Source organism: Streptomyces sp. NPDC050211 (genome assembly GCF_040656035.1).
GTDB lineage: Bacteria > Actinomycetota > Actinomycetes > Streptomycetales > Streptomycetaceae > Streptomyces.
Genome location: NZ_JBFALC010000139.1, coordinates 2,102 through 9,565, shown reverse-complemented (window position 1 = coordinate 9,565; position 7,464 = coordinate 2,102). Strand labels below are relative to the sequence as shown.

The window sequence follows — 7,464 nt, the reverse complement described above, 5'->3', positions numbered from 1 at the left end:
GGGCGCGGCCGGTGGCGCGGCGGCCGCGGGCCGGACGGCCCCACGGCTTGTACACGGAGATCACGGCCGCGGCGGTGAGCAGGGCGAACAGCAGCGGCACGCTCCACACCAAGAAGTCGGCGGGCCAGCCGGGCCGCGGCGGGGCGCCGCCCGCCGCGGCGGTGTTCTCGGTGGCCTCGATGACGATCGGGTGGATGACGAACCAGGCGAAGATCGTCATGAAGAGGGTGATCACCCACTTGGCGATGATCCACCAGTGCAGCAGCAGGCCCCAGGCCGTGCCGCAGGACAGCAGGATGCCGGAGATCGCGGCGGTGACGCTGAACACCGTGACGCTGGTGTCGTCGAAGACGTACATCGCGTAGAAGACGCCCTTGGCGATCGCCGCGTCCTCGGTGGTGAACCCCATGACGGCCAGGACGGCCATGGACAGCGACAGCCCGACCCAGCCGACGGACGTGACGACATGGATCGCCAGCGTCAGCCGGCGGGTGCGGCGGCTGAGTTCGAACCTCTTCTTCTTCGCCGGGTCCTTCTTCGCGGTGGGTTTCTTCTCGGTGGTGCGGTGCGCGGTGTTCTGGTTCTGGACGGCGCTCTGGGGAGCGGACAAAACGCAGCCTCGCTTTCGTCCTGTGGGGGTCTCGACAGCGGATCCGATGGTTCCTTGCGCTGCTCGAGGCCGGGTGGAGGCCGGTCGACCGGCTCTCCGGGCATCCTCCAGCGGTGCGCCGGACGCTGGGCACGACGTGACAGACCGACGAACTCGTGGAGCAGGCGTGACAGTTCTGGTGACAGGTGCAACAGGTTCCGTCGGCCGGCATGTGGTCGCCCGGCTCGTGGCCGCGGGCGCCGGGGTGCGGGCGCTGACGAGGAACCCGGCCGCCGCCGGCCTGCCGGCGGGCGTCGACGTCCGCGAGGGCGATCTCACCCGCCCCGACACGCTGCGCGCCGCGCTGGACGGGGTTCAGCGGCTGTATCTCTTCCCGGTGCCGCAGACCGCCGTCGAGGTCGTCGCCGCCGCCAAGGAGGCCGGGGTGCGCCGCATCGTCGTGCTCTCCTCCTCCTCCGTCCTGGACGAGTCCGGCGACAACCACAGCGGCGAGCACCACCGCGCCGTGGAGCGTGCGGTGGAGGAGTCCGGCATCGACTTCACCTTCGTGAGGCCCGACGAGTTCGCCACCAACGTCCTGTGGAAGTGGGGCCACTCGATCCGCGCCGAGGGCGTGGTGCGCGCCCCGTACGGCAACGCCCCGCGCGTGCTGATCCACGAGGCGGACGTGGCGGCCGTCGCGGCGACCGCACTGCTCGAGGACGGGCACACGGGCCGGGCCTATGTGCTCACCGGCCCCGAGGCGATCACCCAGGCCGACCAGGTGCGGGCGATCTCGAAGGCGCTGGGACGCAAGATCGAGTTCGTGGAGATCACTCCCGACGAGGCCCGCGCGCAGATGGGGCAGGTCATGCCGGCGCCGGTGGTGGAGATGGTCCTGGGCTATCTGGCCGACGCCGTCGTCAACCCGCCCGCGGTCTGGGACACCGTCGAGCGCGTCACCGGCGTGCCCGCCCTCACCTTCGCCCGGTGGGCCGCCGACCACGCCGGCGACTTCGCGCCCGTGCCCGGGCAGGTGGCGGCCGTATGAGCGTCGACGCCACCACCGCGCTCACCGGCGCCCGCATCACCATGACGGGCAGCGGCGAGCCCGAGCAGCAGCTCGCCCGCGGCAAGGAGAGGGTGCCGGCCGCGGGCTGCGGCAAGGTCGTGGTGCGCATCGAGGCGGCGGGCGTGTCGTTCGCCGAGGTCCAGATGCTGCAGCATCTGCACCCCTTCCCGCCGCGCTTCCCCTTCGTGCCCGGCTACGACCTGGTGGGACGGATCACAGAGGTCGGCGAGGGCGTCACCGGCTGGCGGGTGGGCGACCGGGTCGCCGCCATGCCCCGCTACGGCGCCTGGCAGCAGTACGTGCAGACCCCGGCCAAGCACCTGGCCCCGGTGCCCGAGGACCTGGACGCCGCCGAGGCCGTCGCGCTGGTCGCCAACGGGGTGAGCGCCTATCAGATGCTGGACCGCCTGACCGGCCTGGCGCCCGGCGACACCGTGCTGGTGCACGGGGCGAGCGGCGGCGTGGGCACGGTGCTCGCCCAACTCGCCGTCCACCGCGGGCTGCGCGTCATCGGCACCGCCTCCCCGGCCAAGCACGAGACCGTGCGGGCGCTGGGCGCCGAGCCCCTGGACTACCGCACCCCCGGCCTGCCCTCGGCGGTGCGCGCGCTTGCGCCCGGCGGCGTGCAGGCGGTCTTCGACCACATCGGCGGCCGGGGCCTGGACGACAGCTGGGCGATGCTCGCCAAGGGCGGCACGCTGGTGTCCTTCGACTCCTCGGTCGCCGGATACCGGCCGGGCCAGTGGTTCCGCCCGCACGTGCCGGCGCTGTGGCGCACCGCCCGCCGCTTTGTGGCCCGGCTGCTGGGGCTGACCGGCAAACGCCGGATGACGATGTACTACGTCAAGCCGGGCCCTGACTTCAACGCCGCCCTTGACGCCCTGTACCAGCTGCTCGCCGAGGGTGCGCTGACGCCGCACATCGCGGGCCGCCACCCGCTGGACGGGGCCGCCGGCGCGCTGCGGCAGCTGCTGGAGGGACGCTCCGTCGGCAAGCACGTCCTGATTCCCTGAAAACGAGCCTGCGCGCCGGCTCTTTCGCTCACACAAAGGAATTCACCATGTCCACGACGCTGACCGAGCGTGACGCCCAGCAGCGCAACAAGCAGATCGCGCTGGACTGTGCCGCCGCCTGGAACCGCTGGGAGCTGGACGGCATCATCAAGCACTGGTCCCCCAACATCCGGCACTTCTCCGAGGACCGCCCGGTCGACACCCAGCAGATGATCGGCGCGATGCAGGGCGGCCTGGCCGCCTTCCCCGACCTGCACCTGGACGTCAAAAGCGCCGTCGCCGAGGGCGACCGGGTCATCCTGCGGATCACCGTGACCGCGACCCATCTCGGCGAGTTCTTCGGCAAGGCCCCGACCGGCAAGAAGGTCACCTGGTTCATGCTGGAGGAACTGCGCTTCGACGACGCCGGCCGGATCATCGAGCACTACGACGTCTTCAACTACCTGCCGATGCTCAAGGAACTGGACTTCGTCCCCGCGGACGTGATGTGAGCGCCGGCCTGCTCGAGACATCGCCGGCCGAGGCCGAACTGACCGAGGTCGCCGACGGGGTGTACGCGTTCGTGCAGGGCGACGGCGGCTGGTGTCTGAACAACGCGGGCCTGGTCGCCGGCGACGGCGGCAGTGTGCTCGTCGACACCGCGGCGACCGAGGCCAGGGCGCGCCGGCTGCGCGAGAAGGTGCTGCACCGTACGGGCACCCCGCCCCGCACCCTGGTCAACACGCACTTCCACGGCGACCACACCTTCGGCAACCACCTCTTCCCGGAGGCCGTGGTCGTCGCGCACGAGCAAACCCGCTTGGACATGGCGGCCGCGGGCCTGCATCTGACGTCCCTGTGGCCGGACGTGTGCTGGGGCGACATCGACCTCGCGCTGCCCGAGATCACCTACCGCGACGCGCTCACCCTGCACACCGGCGGGGTGCGGGTGGAGCTGCTGCATCTGGGCCCGGCCGCGCACACCACCAACGACACCGCGGTGTGGCTGCCCGAGCAGCGGGTGCTGTTCACCGGCGATGTGGTGATGTCCGGTGTCACGCCGTTTTGTGTGATGGGCTCGGTCAGCGGTTCCCTTGACGCCCTTGACCGCCTGCGCGGCCTGGATCCGCTGGTGGTCGTGCCCGGCCACGGCCCGGTCGGCGGCCCCGAGGTGATCGACGCCAACGAGGCGTACTTCCGCTGGCTGCGGGACCTGGCCCGGCAGGGCGTGGCGGAGGGGGCGAGCCCGCTTCAGCTGGCCCGCGCATGCGGCCCCGGCCCCTTCGCCCGGCTGCTGGACGCCGAACGGCTGGTACCCAACCTGCACCGGGCCTACGCGGAGGAGCACGGGGCGGCTGCGGGGCAGGCGCTGGACATCCCGGCCCTGTTCAAGGAGATGACGGCGTACAACGGCGGACTGCCACTCTGCCGCGCCTAGAGCCTCATGGGTGAGGGGCGCAACCGCTGTCGCAGCGGTTGCGCCCCTCACCCATGGGGTCGGACGGTCACACGTCGATGCCCTTCAGGAACGTCGCGAACGTCTGCAGCCCCGGGTGCTCGGCCCGCAGCGCGGGGATGTCCGCGCGGTAGCCGTGCTCCTGGAACCACTCGAACATCAGGGCGATCTCCGGGGCGTTGGGGATGTACGGGTTGGCCGCCACCGCATCCAGCGGCAGTTCCTCGAACCGGGCCGGCAGCCCGCTGCGGGCCGCGAACGCCTCCGCGATCTGGGTGGCCGTCAGCTCGTCGCCCGCCAGCTCCAGGGCCCGGCCCAGGTACTCCTGCGGCCGGTCGAAGGCCTGCGCGGCGAAGTAGCCGATGTCGTCCACGGCGATGAACTGCACCCGCGTGTCCGGCTTCAGCGCCAGCTGCACCACCAGTGTCCCGTCGACATTCTGCGGGCCGTGCGCGGCGAAGTTGTCCATGAAGAACGACGGACGCAGCACCGTCGCCGGAACACCCAGCTCTTCCAGGTACCGCTCGATGTGCCGCTTGGAGTCGAAGTGCGGGACGCCGCTGTGCCGTTCGGCCCCGCCCACCGAGCTGTACACCACGTGCGCGACCCCGGCGGCCTTCGCCGCCCGGGCCACCGCCCGGCCCTGGCGGACCTCGCCGCCCAGGCCCCTGGGCGTCATGAAGGTCTGCACGGAGAAGACTCCGTGCACGCCCTCCATGGCCGCCCGCAGCGAGGCCTCGTCGTCCAGGTCGCCGGTGACCAGCCGCACGCCGAGTTGGGCCAGCGCGCGGGCCGCGTCGGAGTGCGGGTTGCGCACCAGGGCCGCCGTGTTGCGGCCGCGCCGCACCAGTTCGCGTGCGGTGGCGCCGCCCTGCAGGCCGGTGGCCCCCATCACCAGGATGGTGCCGCTCGCCTCGGTCGTCGTCATGTCGTACGCCTCTCTGTGAAGCTCTGCGTCAGCCGAACAGGGCGGCGTTGGCCACCGCCCAGGCCCGGTAGGGACGGGGGTCACGGCCGGTCAGGTCCCGCACGGCCGTGGTGGGCGTGGCCCAGGGCACCTGAGGGCTGTGCAGCGCGGCCACGTTGGTCACCGCCGCCGCCCGGTCGCCGGTGATACCCGCGAAGACCTCCACGACCTCCTGTTGCGGCGCGACGGAGAAGCTCAGTTCCCGGCCCAGGACCTCGCCGAGGATGCGGGCCTGCTCCTCGGAGGTGAGGACCTCACCTCCGGTCAGGACATAGGCCTTGCCGCGGTGCCCGTCCTGGGTGAGCGCGGCGACGGCGGCCGAGGCGATGTCGTACTCGTCGATCGGCGCACCGGGGTTGTTGCCGATCCAGCAGCGCACCGAGGAGCTCTCGCCGACCGTCTTGGCCCACCACGAGGTGTTCGCGTGGAAGGGGCCGGGGCGCAGGAACGTGGTGGCGGCACCGGACGCGGTGATCGCCTCCTCCCCGGCCCGGTGTTCGTCGGCGATGCCGTGCGGCAGCGGATGCAGCACGCCCGCCGACGAGAGGAACACGATGTGCCCGACCCGCGCGGCCGCCGCGGCGTCGGCGATGTGGCGGGCCTGGCCTGCCACATCGCCGGAGAGCACGACCAGCGCCGCGGTGACGCCCGTGAAGGCGGCGTCCAGCGACCCGCGATCGGCCGGGCTGCCGGCGACGACGTCGACGCCCTCGGGCAGGCCGGCCTCCTCGGGCGTGCGGCTCAGGGCCCTGACCTTGAGGCCCAGGCCGGTGAGCTGCTCGACGGCCTCGCGGCCCACCTTGCCCGTCGCTCCGGTGACCAGGATCATGATCAGGCCCTCCAGCCCTGCGGCTGGGGCCACGGCGAGCCGAGCTGACGGTAGGTGCCCTGGTAGTCCGGCCAGTCCCGGTGGTCGCGGATCTTGCCGTCGACGAAGCGGATGAGGTGGATCTGCTCACCGGAGAACCGGCGGCCGGTCGGCGCCATGCCGACCAGGTCCCCGACGTGACGGCCGTACAGGACCAGGTTGGCGCGCACCCAGTCGCCGCGCTCCTCCAGCCCCACCTCCTCCAGGTGGGCCTCCTCCGAGAACGTCATACGCAGCCACTTGACGGCCATCGCGAAGGAATCGGGACCCCGCAGGTCCATGTGCTCCATCGTCGCCGGGTTCAGATAATCCGGGTGAATGTATTGGGCGACGTCCCCGGTCTCACCGGTGTTATAGGCCTCGATCATGCGGCGCACCGCGGTTATCTGGCTGCTCATCGAATTCCTTCCACAGTTGCCTTCCAAGGCGTCGGCTCCTGGCCGCAATTGTGGGCGGAGCGGTCAGGCGCGGGCAAGAGAAGAATTCCCGGCTCCCTTTGTTTTCCAGTCATCCTCCAGGTGCGCACGGGCCCGCAGGCCCAGCATGGGCGGTATGGTCACGGACACGGACACGGCAACGTACAAAACGAAAGTCACCGCCGCCTTCAACAAGGCCGCGGCGACCTATGACCGGCTGGGCGTGGAATTCTTCACGCCGATGGGCGCACGGCTGGTGGACCTCGCCGCCCCGCGGCCCGGTCAGCGGCTCCTCGACGTCGGCTGCGGCCTGGGCGCGAGCCTGCTGCCCGCGGCGCGGCTGGTGGGGCCCCGCGGCAGCGCGCTCGGCATCGACATCGCCGAGGCCATGATCGAACAGGCCGGCGGTGAGGCGGCGCGGCAGGGCATCGGCAACGTCGAGCTCAAGGTGATGGACGGCGAGCACCCGGATCTGCCCGCCCGCTCCTTCGACCTGGTGCTCGGCAGCTACAGCGTGATCTTCCTGCCGGACGCGCGGGCCGCGCTCGCCCGCTATGCCGCACTGCTGCGCGACGGCGGCCGGATCGCCTTCACCAGCCCGGTGTTCACCCGGGACACCTTCCCGTTCCTGCCGCCGCTGTTCACCGACTGGATCCCGCTGTCCCTGCTGGGCCACCTGCCGCCGGCCTGGCACCTGGAGCAGCTGCACCGGCAGCTGCACTCCTGGCTGGAGGACCCCGCGGACCTGACGGCCGCGCTGCACACGGCCGGCTTCGGCGAGGTGGAGATCACCGACGAGTCGGTGGACATGACCACGCGCTCCGGCGCGGCCTGGGTCCAGTGGTCGCACACGCAGGGCATGCGGCTGCTGTGGCAGCACCTGCCGGCCGGCGAGGCCGCCGCCCTGCGCGCCCGCCTGACCACGGCGCTCGACGCCCTGCGCGGCACGGACGGCCTGATCCACATCGACGTCCCGGTCCGCTACGTCACGGCCACGGTGGCCCGCTGACCGACGGGCTCATGGGTGTGGGGCCCGCCTGGCGGGGGGGGCACCCCATTGACCCGCGGGGGGGGCCTCGCGGGGAGGGCCGCCTGCCCCGCCCC

General features: G+C 72.0%; 9 protein-coding genes. 5 read left to right on the top strand and 4 right to left on the bottom strand.

Translation table 11 applies throughout. The features are described from left to right. Positions 1 to 610 (bottom strand): hypothetical protein (locus tag AB0I98_RS49110; RefSeq protein ID WP_362952933.1); only part of this gene is annotated, 610 nt, incomplete at its 3' end. Between the two features lie 166 nt (positions 611 to 776). On the opposite strand from AB0I98_RS49110, the gene AB0I98_RS49105 reads away from it, so the two are divergent. The 4 genes from AB0I98_RS49105 to AB0I98_RS49090 are packed head-to-tail and all read left to right on the top strand — an operon-like array spanning position 777 to position 4,091. After that, positions 777 to 1,640 carry an NAD(P)H-binding protein gene (locus tag AB0I98_RS49105; protein ID WP_362952931.1) on the top strand — a complete coding sequence of 288 codons (864 nt, stop codon included), beginning with the start codon at positions 777 to 779 and terminating at the stop codon, positions 1,638 to 1,640. After that, on the top strand, positions 1,637 to 2,674 hold the full coding sequence (locus tag AB0I98_RS49100; RefSeq protein WP_362952929.1) for a zinc-binding dehydrogenase: 1,038 nt from the start codon (positions 1,637 to 1,639) through the stop codon (positions 2,672 to 2,674). Before AB0I98_RS49105 ends, AB0I98_RS49100 begins: the two co-directional genes overlap by 4 nt. A 47-nt stretch (positions 2,675 to 2,721) precedes the next feature. Continuing rightward, on the top strand, positions 2,722 to 3,165 hold the full coding sequence (locus AB0I98_RS49095) for an ester cyclase (protein ID WP_362952927.1): 444 nt from the start codon (positions 2,722 to 2,724) through the stop codon (positions 3,163 to 3,165). Further along, positions 3,162 to 4,091, top strand: a complete 930-nt coding sequence (locus AB0I98_RS49090) for an MBL fold metallo-hydrolase (RefSeq protein WP_362952925.1) — start codon at positions 3,162 to 3,164, stop codon at positions 4,089 to 4,091. Before AB0I98_RS49095 ends, AB0I98_RS49090 begins: the two co-directional genes overlap by 4 nt. 67 nt (positions 4,092 to 4,158) lie before the next feature. Here the strand turns inward: AB0I98_RS49090 and AB0I98_RS49085 are convergent, their stop codons facing one another. The 3 genes from AB0I98_RS49085 to AB0I98_RS49075 are packed head-to-tail and all read right to left on the bottom strand — an operon-like array spanning position 4,159 to position 6,342. Then, on the bottom strand, positions 4,159 to 5,037 hold the full coding sequence (locus AB0I98_RS49085) for an NmrA/HSCARG family protein (RefSeq protein WP_362952923.1): 879 nt from the start codon (positions 5,035 to 5,037) through the stop codon (positions 4,159 to 4,161). A 28-nt stretch (positions 5,038 to 5,065) separates the two neighbouring features. Then, positions 5,066 to 5,938, bottom strand: a complete 873-nt coding sequence (locus tag AB0I98_RS49080; RefSeq protein WP_362952921.1) for an NAD(P)H-binding protein — start codon at positions 5,936 to 5,938, stop codon at positions 5,066 to 5,068. Further along, positions 5,908 to 6,342, bottom strand: a complete 435-nt coding sequence (locus AB0I98_RS49075; RefSeq protein ID WP_362952919.1) for an ester cyclase — start codon at positions 6,340 to 6,342, stop codon at positions 5,908 to 5,910. The genes AB0I98_RS49080 and AB0I98_RS49075 overlap by 31 nt, the downstream gene beginning before the upstream one ends. A 154-nt stretch (positions 6,343 to 6,496) precedes the next feature. Between AB0I98_RS49075 and AB0I98_RS49070 the strand changes: the two genes are divergently transcribed. Beyond that, positions 6,497 to 7,369: a class I SAM-dependent methyltransferase gene (locus tag AB0I98_RS49070; protein ID WP_362952917.1), complete on the top strand. Its 873-nt coding sequence runs from the start codon at positions 6,497 to 6,499 to the stop codon at positions 7,367 to 7,369. Positions 7,370 to 7,464: the final 95 nt, after the last annotated feature.

What these genes read in the sequence shown, in the direction of transcription:
- AB0I98_RS49100 (WP_362952929.1), top strand. Translation starts at nt 1,637, where the DNA reads ATGAGCGTCGACGCCACCACCGCGCTCACCGGCGCCCGCATCACCATG.
- AB0I98_RS49095 (WP_362952927.1), top strand. Translation starts at nt 2,722, where the DNA reads ATGTCCACGACGCTGACCGAGCGTGACGCCCAGCAGCGCAACAAGCAG.
- AB0I98_RS49085 (WP_362952923.1), bottom strand. Translation starts at nt 5,037, where the DNA reads ATGACGACGACCGAGGCGAGCGGCACCATCCTGGTGATGGGGGCCACC.
- AB0I98_RS49075 (WP_362952919.1), bottom strand. Translation starts at nt 6,342, where the DNA reads ATGAGCAGCCAGATAACCGCGGTGCGCCGCATGATCGAGGCCTATAAC.
- AB0I98_RS49070 (WP_362952917.1), top strand. Translation starts at nt 6,497, where the DNA reads ATGGTCACGGACACGGACACGGCAACGTACAAAACGAAAGTCACCGCC.